This is a genomic window from Nocardioides anomalus (genome assembly GCF_011046535.1).
Classification (GTDB): domain Bacteria; phylum Actinomycetota; class Actinomycetes; order Propionibacteriales; family Nocardioidaceae; genus Nocardioides; species Nocardioides anomalus.
In genome coordinates this window covers 5,039,958-5,055,636 of record NZ_CP049257.1, presented here as the reverse complement: position 1 = coordinate 5,055,636, position 15,679 = coordinate 5,039,958, and the positions used below count along the sequence as shown (strand labels likewise).

Annotated in this window: 17 protein-coding genes; 8 read left to right on the top strand and 9 right to left on the bottom strand. The window is 74.5% G+C overall.

The window, feature by feature from the left end:
- Positions 1 to 9: 9 nt before the first annotated feature.
- From G5V58_RS25235 to G5V58_RS25225, 3 genes are read left to right on the top strand one after another with little or no spacing between them, the layout of a single operon-like run.
- Positions 10 to 534 carry a gamma carbonic anhydrase family protein gene (locus G5V58_RS25235; RefSeq protein WP_165238332.1) on the top strand — a complete coding sequence of 175 codons (525 nt, stop codon included), beginning with the start codon at positions 10 to 12 and terminating at the stop codon, positions 532 to 534.
- Positions 534 to 1,700, top strand: coding sequence for a cytochrome P450 (locus G5V58_RS25230; RefSeq protein WP_165239680.1), 1,167 nt, complete (start codon positions 534 to 536; stop codon positions 1,698 to 1,700). The genes G5V58_RS25235 and G5V58_RS25230 overlap by 1 nt, the downstream gene beginning before the upstream one ends.
- Positions 1,697 to 2,539 (top strand): NAD(P)H-binding protein, encoded by an 843-nt coding sequence (locus G5V58_RS25225; protein ID WP_165238331.1) that lies wholly within the window; start codon positions 1,697 to 1,699, stop codon positions 2,537 to 2,539. The genes G5V58_RS25230 and G5V58_RS25225 overlap by 4 nt, the downstream gene beginning before the upstream one ends.
- Positions 2,540 to 2,627: 88 nt before the next feature.
- Here G5V58_RS25225 and G5V58_RS25220 read toward each other — a convergent pair whose 3' ends face one another.
- The 3 genes from G5V58_RS25220 to G5V58_RS25210 form a co-directional block, all read right to left on the bottom strand.
- Positions 2,628 to 2,918, bottom strand: a complete 291-nt coding sequence (locus tag G5V58_RS25220) for a hypothetical protein (protein WP_165238330.1) — start codon at positions 2,916 to 2,918, stop codon at positions 2,628 to 2,630.
- A 58-nt stretch (positions 2,919 to 2,976) separates the two neighbouring features.
- Positions 2,977 to 3,645, bottom strand: coding sequence for a type IV toxin-antitoxin system AbiEi family antitoxin domain-containing protein (locus tag G5V58_RS25215; RefSeq protein WP_165238329.1), 669 nt, complete (start codon positions 3,643 to 3,645; stop codon positions 2,977 to 2,979).
- A 263-nt stretch (positions 3,646 to 3,908) separates the two neighbouring features.
- Positions 3,909 to 5,783, bottom strand: coding sequence for a Na+/H+ antiporter (locus tag G5V58_RS25210; protein ID WP_230486961.1), 1,875 nt, complete (start codon positions 5,781 to 5,783; stop codon positions 3,909 to 3,911).
- Between the two features lie 367 nt (positions 5,784 to 6,150).
- Here G5V58_RS25210 and G5V58_RS26525 point away from each other — a divergent pair, with 367 nt between their 5' ends.
- Positions 6,151 to 6,276 (top strand): hypothetical protein, encoded by a 126-nt coding sequence (locus G5V58_RS26525; protein ID WP_268991248.1) that lies wholly within the window; start codon positions 6,151 to 6,153, stop codon positions 6,274 to 6,276.
- A gap of 6 nt (positions 6,277 to 6,282) precedes the next feature.
- Here the strand turns inward: G5V58_RS26525 and G5V58_RS25205 are convergent, their stop codons facing one another.
- From G5V58_RS25205 to G5V58_RS25195, 4 genes are read right to left on the bottom strand one after another with little or no spacing between them, the layout of a single operon-like run.
- A complete protein-coding gene (locus G5V58_RS25205; RefSeq protein ID WP_407939658.1) occupies positions 6,283 to 7,290 on the bottom strand; it encodes a thiamine pyrophosphate-dependent enzyme in 1,008 nt (335 codons plus the stop codon).
- Positions 7,287 to 7,748 (bottom strand): thiamine pyrophosphate-binding protein, encoded by a 462-nt coding sequence (locus tag G5V58_RS26800; RefSeq protein ID WP_407939657.1) that lies wholly within the window; start codon positions 7,746 to 7,748, stop codon positions 7,287 to 7,289. Before G5V58_RS26800 ends, G5V58_RS25205 begins: the two co-directional genes overlap by 4 nt.
- Before the next feature lie 26 nt (positions 7,749 to 7,774).
- The gene (locus tag G5V58_RS25200) at positions 7,775 to 8,725 is read right to left on the bottom strand and encodes an o-succinylbenzoate synthase (RefSeq protein WP_230486960.1); all 951 of its coding nucleotides are present in this window, start codon (positions 8,723 to 8,725) and stop codon (positions 7,775 to 7,777) included.
- A 10-nt stretch (positions 8,726 to 8,735) separates the two neighbouring features.
- A complete protein-coding gene (locus G5V58_RS25195) occupies positions 8,736 to 9,740 on the bottom strand; it encodes an AMP-binding protein (RefSeq protein ID WP_230486959.1) in 1,005 nt (334 codons plus the stop codon).
- Positions 9,741 to 9,777: 37 nt separating this feature from the next.
- Here G5V58_RS25195 and G5V58_RS25190 point away from each other — a divergent pair, with 37 nt between their 5' ends.
- From G5V58_RS25190 to G5V58_RS25180, 3 genes are read left to right on the top strand one after another with little or no spacing between them, the layout of a single operon-like run.
- On the top strand, positions 9,778 to 11,025 hold the full coding sequence (locus G5V58_RS25190; protein ID WP_230486958.1) for an MFS transporter: 1,248 nt from the start codon (positions 9,778 to 9,780) through the stop codon (positions 11,023 to 11,025).
- A gap of 10 nt (positions 11,026 to 11,035) precedes the next feature.
- Positions 11,036 to 11,911 carry a 1,4-dihydroxy-2-naphthoate polyprenyltransferase gene (locus G5V58_RS25185; protein ID WP_165238325.1) on the top strand — a complete coding sequence of 292 codons (876 nt, stop codon included), beginning with the start codon at positions 11,036 to 11,038 and terminating at the stop codon, positions 11,909 to 11,911.
- A gap of 31 nt (positions 11,912 to 11,942) precedes the next feature.
- On the top strand, positions 11,943 to 12,080 hold the full coding sequence (locus tag G5V58_RS25180; RefSeq protein WP_165238324.1) for a hypothetical protein: 138 nt from the start codon (positions 11,943 to 11,945) through the stop codon (positions 12,078 to 12,080).
- Here G5V58_RS25180 and G5V58_RS25175 read toward each other — a convergent pair.
- Positions 12,077 to 12,343, bottom strand: a complete 267-nt coding sequence (locus tag G5V58_RS25175; RefSeq protein ID WP_165238323.1) for a DUF4229 domain-containing protein — start codon at positions 12,341 to 12,343, stop codon at positions 12,077 to 12,079. The two genes, G5V58_RS25180 and G5V58_RS25175, sit on opposite strands and share 4 nt — an antisense overlap.
- Positions 12,344 to 12,400: 57 nt before the next feature.
- On the opposite strand from G5V58_RS25175, the gene G5V58_RS25170 reads away from it, so the two are divergent.
- Positions 12,401 to 12,619: a hypothetical protein gene (locus G5V58_RS25170; protein WP_165238322.1), complete on the top strand. Its 219-nt coding sequence runs from the start codon at positions 12,401 to 12,403 to the stop codon at positions 12,617 to 12,619.
- Positions 12,620 to 12,911: 292 nt separating this feature from the next.
- On the opposite strand, the gene G5V58_RS25165 is transcribed toward G5V58_RS25170, so the two are convergent.
- Complete coding sequence (locus tag G5V58_RS25165) at positions 12,912 to 14,705, bottom strand: N-acetylmuramoyl-L-alanine amidase (protein ID WP_165238321.1); 1,794 nt, start codon at positions 14,703 to 14,705, stop codon at positions 12,912 to 12,914.
- Positions 14,706 to 15,679 lie beyond the last annotated feature (974 nt).

The following is a 15,679-nucleotide window of genomic DNA, read 5'->3' as shown; positions in this document are numbered from 1 at the left end:
TTCTGCGTCGTGCCGCTGTACGTCTTCGAGGGCAAGACCCCGACCGTCCACCCGACCGCCTTCGTCGCGCCGAGCGCCGACCTGATCGGCGACGTGGTCGTGGAGGCCGGCGCGTCGGTGTGGTTCGGGGCGGTGCTGCGCGCGGACTTCGGGCGGATCGTGGTGCACGAGGGCGCGAACGTCCAGGACGGCTCGGTCCTGCACGCCGGTGTGGGCGAGGACTGCACCATCGGCGCCGGCGCGACCATCGGCCACGCCTGCGTCGTGCACGCCTGCACCATCGGCGCCGAGGCGCTCGTCGCCAACCACGCGACGGTGCTCGACGGCGCGGTCGTCGGCTCGCGCACGCTGGTCGGCGCCGGCTCGCTGGTCACCGGCGGCACCACGCTTCCCGACGGCGTGCTGGCCATCGGGACGCCGGCCCGGGTCATGGGCCCCATCGAGGGGACGAGCGCCGAGGCCTGGGTCGAGGGCAACCCGTCGGCGTACCAGGAGCTCGCGCAGCGCTACCTCGCAGGCTTCGGGCCCGCGTGATGTTCGACCTCGGCGACCCGCGCTTCGACGTCACCTCGGCGCAGGTGCACGCCGCGCGCGAGCAGGACTGGTACGTCGAGACCACCTGGGGCTGGGCGGTGCTGCGCTACGCCGAGGCCAGCGAGCTGCTGCGCGACCGGCGGTTCCGGCAGGGCAACGCGCGGTGGCCGGAGCAGAACGGCATCCACTCCGGGCTGTTCTCGGACTGGTGGAAGCAGACGCTGCTCTCGCTCGAGGGCGACGACCACGCGCGGATCCGCAAGCTCATGGTGCCGGCGTTCAAGAACCGGGTCATCGCCGAGATGCGCCCGGTCTTCCAGGAGATCGCGAACTCGCTCATCGACGAGTTCGCCCCCCGTGGCGAGGTGGAGTTCATCCACGAGTTCGCCGAGCCGTACGCCGCGCGGATCATCTGCCTGCTGCTCGGCCTGCCCGACGACCACTGGCCGCAGGTGGCGCGGTGGGCCGACGACCTCGGCCACTCGTTCTCCATCGACGTCGGCAACCAGGTGCCCACGATCGAGGCGGCGCTGGAGGGTCTCTCGTCGTACGTCGCTGATGCCGTCGCCGCCCGCCGGGCCTCTCCTCAGCCCGACCTGGTCACGACGCTGGTGCAGGCCGGCTCGCTCACCGACCGCGAGCTCTCGGTGGCGCTGGTCTTCCTGGCCTTCGCCGGCATGGAGACCACCCGCAACCAGCTCGGGCTCGCGCTGCAGACGCTGCTCGCGCACCCCTCGCAGTGGGCACTGCTCGCCGCCGACCCGTCGCTCGGTGCGAACGCCGTGGAGGAGGTGATGCGCGTGAACCCCACCGTCACGTGGGTGACCCGGGAAGCGCTGGAGGACCTCACCTTCCACGGGCTCGACATCCCGCGCGGCGGCATCGTCCAGGTGCTCTCGCACTCGGCCGGCACCGACCCGCGCGCCGTACCCGACCCGGCCTTCGACATCACCCAGCAGCGCCCGCCCCACCACGGCTTCGGCGCCGGCATCCACCACTGCCTCGGCCACTTCGTGGCCCGCACCGACATGGCGGTCGCGTTGCCGCTCCTCGCTCGGCGGATGCCGGACGCGCGGCCCGACGGCCCTGGTGAGTGGCTACCGGTGTCCGGCAACACTGGTGCCGTGCGCTTCCCGATCTCCTTCACCCCCACCCCGCTGTCGTGACCGGCGTCGTCGGCATCACCGGCGCCACCGGCGCCGTCGGCGGCCGGGTCGCCCGCGCCCTGGCCGAGGACCTGCGCGTCGACCTGCGCCTGATCGTGCGCGACGCCTCCCGCGCGCCGGACCACGACACCGACGTGCGCGAGTGCACCTACGCCGACTCCTCCGCTGCCCGCTCGGCCCTGGAGGGCGTCACGACGCTCTTCATGGTCTCGGCCGCCGAGGCCGTGGACCGCCGCGCGCAGCACCGCACCTTCATCGAGGCCGCGGCGTCCGCCGGCGTCGCGCACATCGTGTACACGTCCTTCGCCGGCGCCGCGCCCGACGCCACCTTCACCCTCGGCCGCGACCACCACGACGCCGAGGCCGCCATCCGCGCCAGCGGGATGCGGTTCACCTTCCTGCGCGACAACTTCTACTCCGACCTGCTGCCCTTCTTCGCCGACGCCTCCGGCGTCATCCGCGGCCCCGCCGGGTCCGGCCGCGTCGCCGCCGTGGCCCGCGCCGACGTCGCGGACTCGGCCGTCGCGGTGCTGCGCTCGCCCTCCGCCCACCTGGACGCGACGTACGTGCTCACCGGCCCCGAGGCCCTCACCCTCACCGAGGTCGCCGCCCGCGCCTCGGCCGCCCTCGGCCGCGACCTCCGCTTCGGGGACGAGACCGTCGACGACGCCTACGCCAGCCGCCGCGCGGCGTACCCCGACGCCGGCGACTGGCAGCTCGACGCCTGGGTCTCGACGTACACCGCCATCCGTGACGGCTCCTGCGCCGAGGTCACCGGTGACGTCGAGCGCCTCACCGGCCACCCCGCCCGCACCCTCGAGCAGGCCCTCTCCGCCTGACCCCCCGCCCGCTTGTAACGCTCATTTACCGGTACTTCCGACCCGTTGCCACGGGTCCGAAGAGCCGACAACGAGGCGACAGATGGGCTCAGGCGGCTCGCCGGCGCGGCTCGTGGACGACGTACGCCGCGAGGTCGTCGATGCTCGTGCCGAACCGTGCACGCGTGTCCAGGACCTCGCGGGCCAGCCACGTGCGGGTCCGGTCCCAGGCGCCGGGGCGGACGTCGTCCCACACGAGCCGCGACATGCCGAGCTTGAACCCGCAGAGCCAGTCCTGGCGGCGCTTCTCCTCCCAGACGACGTCCTCGACGGGGCGGTCGGCGAGGCCACCGCGCTGGTACTTCACACGGCCGTCGAACTCGACCAGGTGCCGGCCCACGCGGAGGTCGACCCACGCCGTCCGACCTCCCGCGCTCAGCCCGAACTGCGTCTCAGGCTCACCCAGACCCAGGCTTGCGACCAGGAGGCGGCTCAGGCTCTCGCCGGCACTCTCCGCACCCCCCGTCGGCGAAGTCGACCGCCTCACGGGCCACGGTGACGCCGGGCCAGCTGCGCATGGGCGCGACGGCGGCCTCGAGCTGCTGCTTCGTCGCGCCGGCCCGCAGCGCCGAGTCGCAGGCCACCACGCCGTACGCCAGCCCGTCCGAGCCGTGACTGCGCGCGATGTCGACCGCCGTGCGCGCCAGGTCGAACGTGGGCACGCCCTCGATCTCGACGATCTGGTCGTCTCGGAACGGCGCGAGGTGGTGCGAGACACCGTGCCTGGTGCGACACCCCTGCACGCCGAAGCGCGTGACGTGCACCAACTCGCGGCGCGGCCGGAGGATCGGCAGACCGTGCGCGAGTGCCGCCGACTCGTGGCTGAGGACGTGCGGCATCGACATGTTGAGGCTCGCCGCCCACGCCCGGGCGAGTGGCCGGCCGCGGTGCTCGTCGAGGCTCGCCCAGTGCTCGGCGGTCGCGTACACGCCCCGGCGGACGGCGACCCACGTCCCTCGCCGGATGAGGTCGCGAACGGCGTCCTCGTCGACGCCGGCGTCCAGCACCTGCCGGCGCAGCACCAGCCCGCGCTGGCTCCGCATCAGGGCCGACACGTCCGCCTTCATGCCCTGAGCCTTCCGAGCGCCTCGTCACCTGAAGCCGAGGCCGCCGTACCTGTGGACAGGCGCCCGCCCGACGCTTGTAACGCTCAGTTACGGGATGTTCGGACCCGTCAGAACGGGTCGGGAGTTCCCATAACTGAGCGTTACAAGCCGGCGGCGGGCCGGCACGCGACGGCCCCCTTCCACGAGACGACCCAGCCGGTGATGGAGACGGCCGAGCCGGGGCGAGGACTGGCGGTGGTGCTCGGGGCGCCGCAGAGCGGCCGTCAGGCCGTGGCGTGGTGCACGTAGCACCAGCGCCAGTCCTCACCCGGCTCAGCCGTCTCCATCACGGGATGCGTGGTCTCGTGGAAGTGGGCCGTCGCGTGCTGGCCGGCGGAGCTGTCGCAGCAGCCGACCTCGCCGCACTCGAGGCACTGGCGCAGGGCGACCCACTCGAGGCCGTCGTCGAGGCAGTGCTGGCACACCGGGGAGGCGGCGGTCTCGACGACGGGGTAGCGGTTGAGGTCGTCGCAGACGAAGCCGGTACGCCGGCGGCGGGAGTACTCCTGCAGCTCGCGGCGCTCGTCGGTGGCGATGTCGAGCATCGACTCCTCGACGTCGAGCATGGCGAGGACGTCGGCGACGACGTCGGAGTCGACCTTGCCGGAGTCGCGGATCTTGAGGACCTTGGTGCGCTCGGCCTCGAGCATGGAGAGGCGGACGCGGGCGTAGAGGTCGGAGGGCGACTCGCGGTCGGCGACGGTGCCGAGGCGCTCCCAGGCGGCGAAGTTGCGCTGGTCGAGGCGCTGGCGGATGAGGTCGACGACGCCCTGCTGGTCGTCGTACTCCAGGTCGTCGAGGCGGTGCAGGGCGGCCTTCGAGGCCTGCTGCAGCAGCGTGGCGCGGGCGAGGGCGTCCTCGGCGGGGTCGGGGCTGGGCACGCGGAGCCGGCGGGCGAACCACGGCAGGGTCATGCCCTGGAGGAAGAGGGTGCCGGCGACGACCGTGAAGGCGGTGAGGAGCAGGACCTCGCGGTACGGCGTGTCTTCGGGGATGACGAACGCCGCGGCGAGCGTGACCACGCCGCGCATGCCGGCCCAGCCGAGCATGAACGTCGAGGTCCACGGCGGCTGCTCGCCGGTGACGGGGTCCGGGCCGGGGCGCACCAGCAGGTAGCGCGACGGGAAGACCCAGGCGAGCCGCAGCACGATGCAGGTCCCGAGCGCGGCGAAGCAGACCGCGAGGATCCGGCCCCAGGACAGTGAGCCCTCGCCGGCGTCCCTGATGATCTTCCAGGCCTGCAGGCCGATGAGCAGGAAGACGGCGTTCTCCAGCAGGAACGCGATGGTGCGCCAGTTGAGCCGCTCGGCGATCCGCGACTGCGCGCTCTGCAGGACCGGCGCCTGGTGACCGAGCAGCAGGCCGGCGACCACGACGGCGATCACGCCGGAGGCGTGCACCTCCTCGGAGACCGCGAAGGCCAGGAACGGCACGACCAGCGACAGCGCGCTGTCCAGGACCGGGTCCTGGAGGTGCTTGCGCACCCGCGCGACCACGAAGAAGAACACGAGCCCGACCAGTACGCCGCCACCGGCGGCCAGCAGGAAGTCCAGGCCGACGTGCGGCACGCTGAAGTGCCCGCCGCCGATGAGCGAGACCGCCGTGCCCAGCGCGACCAGCGCGGTCGCGTCGTTGAGCAGGGACTCGCCCTCGAGGATGGTGACCACGCGGCGCGGCAGCCCGATCCGGCGCCCGATCGCGGTGGCCGCGACGGCGTCGGGCGGCGCGACCACGGCGCCGATCGCAAAGGCCACCGGCCAGGTCACGCCGGGCAGCAGCAGGTGGGTCACCACGGCGACGCCGGCGGTCGTGAACGCGACCAGGCCGACGGACAGCAGCAGGATCGGCCGCTTGTTGACCCGGAAGTCGATGAGCGACGTGCTCTGCGCGGCGGCGTACAGCAGTGGCGGCAGCAGGCCGAACAGCACCACGTCCTCGGAGAGCTCGACGTTCGGCACCCAGGGGACGTAGGAGGCGATGACGCCGACCACGACGAGCAGGAACGGCGCCGGCACGTCGACCTTCTCGGCCACCCAGGTGCACGCGAGCACACCCACCGCCAGGCCGCACAGCAGCAGGGTGATCTCCACGGCGGCCATTCTGCTGATCGCACCCCAGCCGGACCTAACGCGTCCGCTGAGGGCGCAATCCGGGTCGAGCGGGAACGGGCGCCGGTGCCCCACGATCGGCCTGTGACCGCCGCGGACACCGGTCTTCCGGCGCCGCCTGCTGCTCGAGCGCGCGGCGTACCGCATGGTCACGACGCGCGCGCCGCTGGTCGAGATCGCGGTCGAGGCCGGCTGAGGCTCGCGCGAGGCGTTCTCGCGCGCCTCCGCCCGGGCGTAGGGCGTCGCGCCGGCGGCCCGGCGCCGAGCTCGACGAGCTCGACGAGCAGACCGTCCGCGCGCTGCTCCCCCGCCTGATCGGTCAGCTCGGGATGGGGAACGCCGCCGTGGCCGTGCGCGAGTGCGACTGGTCGGTCGAGGACCACGAGTCGCGCACCGCCGCACGCTCGTCACGCTGGCGCTGGCCCACCACGGCCACGACGAGCTCGGCTGGGGCGACCCGATGACCTGGGTGGCCCGGGCCTGAGGTCGGCTAGGGCCTGAGCGCCCGGATCGCCTCGTCCAGCGCGCGGCGGCGGGTCCGGTCGACGACGGCCTCGACCACCTCGATGCCGCCGTTGGGCTGGGCCAGGGCGTGCTCGAGCTCGGCGGTGGAGTCGACGCGCCAGTGCGGGGTGCGGGTGGCGGCGCAGAGGGCGGCCAGGTCGACGTGGTGCGGTGTGGCGAAGAGCCGCTCGTGGGCGTGGGCGTACTCCGGGCCGCCCTGCTCCAGCGTGGCGAAGATCGAGCCGCCGTCGTCGTTGACGACCACGATCGTCAGGTCCGGGCGGGGCTCGTCGGGTCCGAGGACCAGGCCGCCGGCGTCGTGCAGGAACGTCACGTCGCCCATCAGCGCGAGGTTGCGGTTCCCCTCGCGGCGGGCCAGCGACGCGCCGATCGCGGTCGAGACGGTGCCGTCGATGCCGGACAGGCCGCGGTTGGCGATGACCTTGCGGCGGCTGCCCACGTCGTACGCCGGGGCCATGAGGTCGAGGTCGCGGATCGGGTTCGAGGCGCCGACGACCAGGTGGCCGCCCGGCGGGAGGGCGCGGGCGACGGCGCCCGCGACGGCGTACGCCGTGAAGCCGGCCCCGGCGAGCAGCGCGTCGAGCTGCCGCGCGACCGAGGCGTCGGCGGCCCGCCACGCCTCGAGCCAGGCCGGGTCGTCGGGACCGGCCACCTCGGGCTCGGGCAACGGCGTGACGGCGTAGGGCCGGACCCACGACGGCGACGCGTCCAGGACCTCGACGCCGGGCCGCGAGAGCAGCCGCTGCACCGGGCGGGACAGCGTGGGGTGGCCGAAGAGCACGACGCGCTCCACGTCGGCGGCCAGGTCGGTGCCCAGCAGCAGCCGGTAGGTCCGCAGCGCGGGGCCGGTCCGCGCACCCGACGTGGGCTCGGCCAGCAGCGGCCAGCCGGCGTCGGCGGCCAGCCGGCGCGCGCGGGGGCCGGCGTCGTCGCCGGCGACCACGACCGTGCGCGGCCCGAGCGGGAGCGTCACGGCACCCACCGGTCCGCGGGCACGAGCGGGTCGTCGAGCTGGACGTTGAGGTGCACGAGCCCGTCCGCGACCGAGGACAGCTCGGCGGACACGTCGACCGTCGGCACCAGCGGCCCGAACACCCCGACCTGGTCGGTGGTCTGGTTGGCGTCGGTGCCGCGCAGCCGCGCGGGCCGGTCGGCGGTGACCGCGACCAGCGCCACGCGGGCGTGGCAGGCCTCCAGCACGGCCGGGTGCAGGTTGGCCACGGCCGTCCCGGAGGTGCACACGACGGCCGCCCGCGAGCCGCCCTTGGTCAGTCCGAGCGCGAGGAAGCCGGCGGTCCGCTCGTCGATGCGCGTGTGCAGCCGCAGCAGCCCGGCCTCGGCGGCGTCGAAGACCGCGAAGGCCAGCGGCGCGTTGCGCGAGCCGGGCGCGAGGACCACCTCCCGGACTCCCGCCGCGACCAGTGCCGTCACCACCGACCGTGCCACGGCCGTCGCGCTCACGAGGCGGCCACCGCCCGGCACGCGGCCAGCCGCGCCTCCCAGTGCGCGACCCGGTCGGCGGACGCGCCCAGGATGTCGAGCGCGTGCGGGTCGACGGCCGGGCGGCGCACGGGCAGCGCACCGTCGACGGGCAGCAGCGGCTCGCCCACCACGTCGGCGGTGAGCAGCTGGACCGTCGCCAGCCCGCAGGCGTACGGCAGCGAGGGCAGCGCCGCGGCCAGCGCGACCCCGGCGGCGATGCCGACCGACGTCTCCAGCGCCGAGGACACGACCACGGGCAGGCCGATCTCCTCGGCGATGCGCAGGCACGCGCGGACCCCGCCGAGTGGCTGGACCTTGAGCACGGCGATGTCGGCGGCCTCCCGGTCGCGGACCAGGTAGGGGTCGGCGACCCGCCGGATCGACTCGTCGGCGGCGATGGGCACGGACACCGCGCGGCGCACGGTGGCGAGCTCGTCGACGGTGGTGCACGGCTGCTCGACGTACTCCAGCCCGCCCGCGGAGCGGTCCAGCACCGGGATGGCGGCGACCGCCTCGTCGACCGACCAGGCGCCGTTGGCGTCGATCCGCACCCGCCCGGACGGGCCGAGCGCGTCGCGCACCGCCTCGAGCCGGGCCTGGTCGTCGGCCAGCGTCTGGCCGGGCTCGGCCACCTTGACCTTGGCCGTGGTGCAGCCACCGGCGGTGACGATCGCGTGCGCCCGCGACGCTTGTACGGCGGGCACGGTGACGTTCACCGGCACCGAGGAGCGCACCGGCGCGGGCCAGTCGCCCGCCGCGGCCTCCTCGGCCGCGCGGAGCCAGGGCTCGGCCACGGCGGGCTCGTACTCCAGGAACGGGCTCCACTCGCCCCACCCGGCCTCGCCGCGCAGCAGCATCCCCTCGCGCACCGTGATGCCCCGGAACCGGTGGTGCAGCGCCACGGCGTACACCCGGGTCTCGCTCACGCGCCTCAACCTACGACCCGGCCAGGGCCGCCAACCGCAGCCGGTCCACCTTGCCGTTGCCCAGCAGCGGCAGCGCCTCGAGGGCGACCAGCTGCCGCGGCGCCCACGAGCGCGGGTGCGCCTCGGCCACCCACGCCCGCGCGTCCTCGAGCGCGAGGTCACCGACCACGAAGGCGACCAGCCGGTTGCCCCACTCCTCGTCCGGTACGCCGAGCACCTCGGCCTCCCGCACGGCCGGGTGCATCCGCAGCCGGCGGGCCACCACGGGCGCGGGCACGTTGACGCCCCCGGTGACCACCACGTCGTCCAGCCGGCCCAGGACCTGGAGCCGGCCGTCCTCGTCGATGCGCGCCGCGTCCTCGGTGCGGAACCACCCGTCGACCAGCACCCGCGCGGTCAGCTCGGGGTCGCCGTCGTAGCCCTCGAACAGCGTCGGTCCCGCCACCCGCAGCCGCCCGTCGGCCTCGGTGGCCAGCGCGACGCCGTCGAGCGCGACGCCGTCGTACACGCAGCCGCCCGCGGTCTCGGCCGAGCCGTAGGTCGCGACGACGCGCACGCCCGCCCCGGCCGCCCGGGCACGCAGGGCCGGGTCGATCGGCCCGCCACCCAGCAGCACGGTGTGCAGCGAGCGCAGCGCGTCGACCTCCTCGGACACCTCCAGCATCCGGACCAGCTGGGTCGGCACCAGCGAGACGAAGTCCACGCCGGCCGCGGCCTCGGCGAACGAGCCGTGCTCCTCGAGCAGCACCGGCGGCTCCCCGGCCACGACCGAGCGGCACACGACCTGCGCGCCGGCGACGTACGCCGCGGGCAGGGCCAGCAGCCACCGCCCCTCCCCGCCCAGCCGCCGGGCGGTCGCGCGCACCGAGGCCAGCACGGCCCGCCGCGACAGCACCACCCGCTTGGGTCGGCCGGTCGAGCCGGACGTCTCCACGACCAGCGGCTCGTCGTCGGACGCGGAGACCCAGGCGCTCAGCGCGGTCACGACCTCCGGCGTCGTCCCCCGCAGCTCCACGTGACGGACCGTATCCCCGCGTGGTCTGATGCCCCTCGTGTCCGGGCACCTTGGCAGCATCCTGCCGTCGAACCCCCTCACGCGGCGACTGGCCGCGCAGTCGGTGCTCTTCGCGGTCGGCGAGGGCACCTTCATCACCGGCAGCGCTGTCTTCTTCACCCAGATCGTGGGCCTGAGCGCCGGTCAGGTCGGCATCGGCATCACCGTGGCCGGGCTGTTCAAGTTCCTCCTGTCGGTGCCGCTCGGCCGGCTCGTGGACCGGGTGGGCGCCCAGCGGATGTGGGCCCTGGGGGCGACCGGGAGCGCCGCGCTCTACGCCGCGTGGCCGTTCATCGAGGGGTTCGCGGCCTTCCTCGTGATGATGGTGGCGCTGAGCCTGGTCGAGGTGGCCGGGTGGTCCGGGGCCGGCGCGTACTCCCTCGCGGCGTTCCCGCGCGAGGAGCGGGTCCAGTCGCAGGCCTTCCGCCGCTCCGCGCTCAACCTCGGCTTCACCCTCGGCGCCCTCTTCAGCGGCATCGCGCTGGCCTTCGACAACGACGACCTGGTGCGCGCGGTCCCGGTCTTCACCGCCGTCGTCCTCGCCGCCAACGCCTTCTTCGTCACCCGGCTGCCGGCCGCGGCCCACGCCGTGGAGCGGGCGGTCGACGACCAGCCCGCCCGCGGCAGCGCCCTGCGCAACCGCGGCTTCGTCCTGCTCAACGTCTGCGACGGCGTGCTCGGCACCAACCAGGTGCTGCTCAACGTCGTCATCCCGCTCTGGCTGGTCCAGGAGACCGACGCCCCGCGCGTGCTGCTGGCCTGGCTCTTCGGGACCAACACCGTCATGGCGGTGCTCCTGCAGGTCGCGGCGGCGCGCGGCGTGGACTCGGTCGACCGCTCACTGCGCGCGGCCCGGATCAGCGCCGGCTTCTTCGTGCTCTCCTGCCTGGTCGTGCTCGTCACCCACGACACCATCGGCTGGGTGACCATCGCCCTGGTCTGGCTCGGCCACGTCACCGTGACCGGCGCGGAGCTGTTCCAGTCCGCCTCGCACTGGGGCTTCCTCGCCGAGCTGTCCGACCCCGAGCGGCTCGGCGAGTACCAGGGCGCGGCCAGTCTCGGCAGCACGCTCGGCGAGGTGTGGGCGCCGGCGGCCTACACCTTCCTGGCCATCGAGTGGGGCGCGCCCGGCTGGATCGTCATCGCCGGCATCGTGGTGCTGGCCACGCTCGGCATGGGTCCCACGTCACGCGCGGCACAACGGTTCCTCGCCCGCGACTCGGCGGTGGACCCGCAGCCTGCTTGAATCACCCCTCGTGGCAACTCCCGGTCAGTGGGTCGCCGGCGCGCGGCCCCGGACCCTCCCCGCAGCGGTCTCGCCGGTGCTCGCCGGCACCGGCGTCGCGGCGTACGTCGACCACGCGGTCTGGTGGAAGGCGCTGCTCGCGCTCGTCGTGAGCCTGGCCCTGCAGGTCGCGGTCAACTACGCCAACGACTACTCCGACGGCATCCGCGGCACCGACGCCGATCGCGTCGGCCCGATGCGGCTCGTCGGCTCCGGTGCCGCGACGCCCGGCGCCGTGAAGCGGGCGGCGTTCCTGGCCTTCGCCGTGGCCGGCGTGGCCGGCCTGGTGCTGGCCGCGACGACCGCGTGGTGGCTGGTCGCCGTCGGCCTGGTCTGCGTCCTCGCCGCGTGGTTCTACACCGGCGGCGCGCGGCCCTACGGCTACCTCGGCCTGGGCGAGGTGATGGTCTTCGTGTTCTTCGGGCTCGTCGCGGTGCTCGGGACGACGTACGTGCAGACCGAGTCCTTCGACCTCCCCGCGCTGTACGCCGCGGTCGGCGTCGGCGCGCTGGCCTGCGCGATCCTCGTGGCCAACAACCTGCGCGACATCCCCACCGACACCGTGGCCGGCAAGCGCACCCTCGCGGTCCTGCTCGGCCCGGACCGCACGCGCGGGCTCTACGCGCTGCTCGTCGCGGCCGCGGTCGTGGCCTGCGTCGCGGTGGCCGTCTCCACGTCGTGGTGGGCGCTGCTCGGGCTCGGCTTCCTGGTCCCGGCGCTGCGCGGGGTCTGCACCGTGCTGTCGGGGGCGGTCGGTCCGGCGCTCATCCCGGTGCTGCAGTCGACGGGCCTGGCCGAGCTGGTGTGGGCCGCGCTGGTCGGCGTACCGCTGCTGCTGGTCGGGTAGCGACCCTGGGCGCGCGGGCTAGCCTCGGAGCATGCTGACCCTGCTGATCATCGTGGCGATCGTCGTGGCCGCGGTCGTGGTGTGGCGGATGCGGGTGCCGCTGCTGGCCAAGCTCCTCGGCCAGTCCGAGTCGCGCATCGACCGCCAGCTCAACCGCCGCCGGCGCTAGTCGGACTCGGCGTCCTCCCTGGCCCGCCGCTGCTCGAACGCGGCGGCCGCGCGGGACGCACGCGCCTCGACGTGACGGGCCAGCGCCTCGCGCTGCCGGTCCAGCAGGAAGTAGGAGCCGAGGCCGCTGACCACGAAGGCGGCGATGACCGCGACGAAGATGTTGGCCGAGTCGCCCACGGCCGTCCACACCCCGACCACGATGCCGAAGGTCGCGGCGAACAGCAGCAGCCGCAGCCCGGTGTAGACGACGAACTCCTTCACGCCCCCAGGGTACGGAGTCCCGGCGCGGGGTTTGCCGGTGCGCCTTAGGCTGGGCGTGTGCTCAAGGTCCTGCTGGTGGTGCTGCTCTTCGCGGCCGTGACGTACGCCCTGGTCCGCGTCATCGAGCGCCGCGGCGTGGCGCGCCCCGCACCCCGAGGCCAGCGGACCCAGCGCCCACAGCGTCCACCGGCCCGCCCGGTCGCCCCGGACGACGACGAGGACTTCCTGCGCGACCTCGACCGCAAGCGGCGCCACCCCGAGGACCCGGAGGCCTAGCGCCTCCTCGCCCCCTCGGGGCCGCGAACCCAGCACGCCGTCGCGCTGGTCTGGACCGTGAGCCCGGCTTGGATGCGGACTGTTACCTCGGTGTGTCTCGAGCGAGGACGCGGCGTGCCCCGCCCGGCCCTAACGTTCTTCTCGGAGCCGTTCCCACGGGGGTGGTCGGCACCGGGTGGAGCCCAGCTCGTCGTCTTCGGGGGTTGACGTCGATCGGGCTCACCAGAGTCAGAAGCAGCCCGCCGGACGCCTCAGGGACGCGTCCTGCGGGTTCTTCTGTTTCCGGGCGGCGCTACGCCGACGTGCGGGCCCGCGGGCCCCTGCCGGGCACCCGGACCCAGTCGCTGCCCTTGCCGGGGCGGCTGTTGGTGCCCTGGGAGTACTTCACGCGCACCTTCCAGCGACCCGGGTCGACGCCCACGAAGCGGGCGATGGCCTTGCCCTTCTTGACCGCGACCGTGCGTTGGGCCTTGCCGAGCAGGATCTGCACCTGGCCGTCGGGCACCGCGATCCCGGGCGCCGTCACGTCGACGTGCACGATGACCTTGCCGCCCGGCTTGCGCTGGGTGCGGATGGCCAGGGTCGGGATCGACCGCGCCGCGCGGTCTGCGGCGACGCTCTGGGCGACCGGTGCGACACCCGGGAGCGAGCCGGTGACCACGACGCCGACGGTCTGGCCGACGTCCTCCGGCGCCACGACGTACGACGAGGCGACCGCGCCGGCGATCGGCGTACCGTTGCGCAGCCACTGGTAGGTCACCGCGGCCGTGTTGGGCTTGAACTTGCCGTCGGCCACGGTGAGCGTGTGGCCGAGGGTGGCCTTGCCGCTGATGACGTAGGGCTGCTTGAGCTTGAGCGTGGCCGCGGCGATCCCACCGGCGGCCGCCGTGCGCAGGGCGGGCAGCTGGGCGTAGAGGTTGCCGCCGGGGCACGCGGTGTCGTTGGTGTCGCGGTGGCCGTCGATGACCGGCAGGGTGACCGTGCGGCCGCTCGGGAACTTGTCGCTGCCCTCGGAGACGACCTGGGTCCAGCCCTGCGGGTCGCGGGCGTACATCGACAGCTTCCACGCCGCCAGCGCGGCCAGGGAGTTGAGGGTGGCCTGCGTCGGCGCGACCTGGTCGAGGTTGCCGATGACGCAGAAGCCGGTCGAGGAGGCGTTGAAGCCGAGCGTGTGCGCGCCGCGGACGGCCTGGTCCACGCCGCCGTACCGGCCCTCCCAGATCGTCCCGTAGGCGTCGACCAGGAAGTTGTAGGCGATGTCGGACCAGCCCAGCGACTTGGTGTGGTACTTGTAGAAGCTCCTGATCAGGGCGGGTACGTCGGCCTGCGCGTAGCCGTTGCCCGAGGCGCTGTGGTGGATGTGCGCCTGCAGGATCGTGTCGTTGTAGCGCGGGGCGCCGTCGCGCCAGCTCTCGTTGGCGCCCCACTGCGCGCGCGAGTAGATCGTCGGTGCACTGACCGGCGTGGTGTCGGCCTTCGCCGCCACGACCCGGGCGCTCGAGCGCGACGCCTCCGCCGCGACGCGGGCGTCGCCGGCCAGCCGGTCGGCGTGGATGAGCGTGACGGAGAGCTCGGGCGGCAGCGCGCCGTTGACCTGGACCTGGATGCCGTCGGCCGGCTGGTCGAGGGCAGGGCACAGCACCAGGCCGGTGCCGGTCTTGCCGTTGCCCTCGCCCGACGTGCGGTCCGGCTCGTCGTGTAGCAGTGGCGCGGGCAGCCACAGCGACCAGCGGCCGCCGGTGCGGTAGCGCACCAGGATCCGCGGTGGCGTCCGCGTCCCGGCCCGCCAGGTGAAGCCGGTCATCGACACCAGCGAGGTGTCCAGGACCGGCGTCTGCCAGCTGCTGGCGCTCTGGGCCTTGAGCCCGAGGCCCTTGAGCCCGCGCTCCAGGATGCCGACCCCGCTGGTGGCGTCGGCCTGCAGGAGCAGCCGGCCGCCGGCGCTGCCGTCGGAGGAGTTCAGGGCGCGCAGCACCCCCGCGCCGGTCCCCGTGACGACCCCCGCACCGAGGACCGTCGCCGTGGCGGCACGCAGCACGTGTCGTCGTCGGGGGCCCTGGGCGCCCGAGTCGTCGTCAGTAGTCACTTCAGTCTCACCTGCCACACATGGAAACACACCGACCCGCATCCGCGCAGGTCCACGCGCCCATCCGGACCTCGCCCGCGAGGTTGTCCAAACCGCCCACGCACCCCTGTGACCCGCCGTAACTTGGTCGGCATGGCCGCCGACCCCCAGCGCCCGGGCGCTGACTCGACCGATCTCATCGGTCGGTGGCTGGCCCACCACGAGGGGAAGCCCGACGCCCCGTCGGCCGAGGGACCCGAGACGCCCGCCGACCAGCCCGCCCGTCGCCTGCCCACCGCCGCCGTGGCCTCCTCGGCCGTCCAGCGCGACCCGGTCATCGGCGCGCGCGTGGTGCCGCCGTCCGGCTTCGGCGCGCGCCGCCCCTCCCCCGCCGCCGGCGCCTCCGCCGCCTCGCCCGACGCCGACCGCCAGGCGCCGCAGGCCTGGGAGCCGATCGTCATGCGCTCGGTGCGCAAGAAGGCCGAGAAGGAGGCCGCCCGCACCCCCAAGGCCCCCGACGGCCAGGGCCGGCTCAAGCGCCTCAAGGCCCGCTTCGTCGACCCCGTCGAGCACGGCGACGACCCCACCCTGGACCACGAGGCCGACAGCGACCTCGCCACCGAGGAGCAGGCCCCGCCCCCCGCCCTCGGCGGCCCGGCCTTCCTGGCCCCCGCACCCACGCCTCCCCCGCTCCCCGTGCGCTCGCCCGCCCCGCCGCCGCAGATGCTGCCGTTCGAGGAGGTGCTGCGCCGCGCCGTTCCGCCGCCTCCTCAGCGGACCCCCCGCCGCGCGGCCGCGCCGGCGCCGGCTCCCGAGCCTGTGGTCGAGACGCCGGTCGCTTCCGCGCCCGCCCCGGTCGTCCCTGCACCCGCGCCTCCCTCGACGCCCGCCCTCCCGGTGGAGGAGGTGCTCGAGCGCGCCGTCGCGCGGGCGCCCGAGCCGGCCTCGCGCCGGGCCGCGGAGCCGGAGCCCGCCGTCGAGCCGGCGCCCGTCGA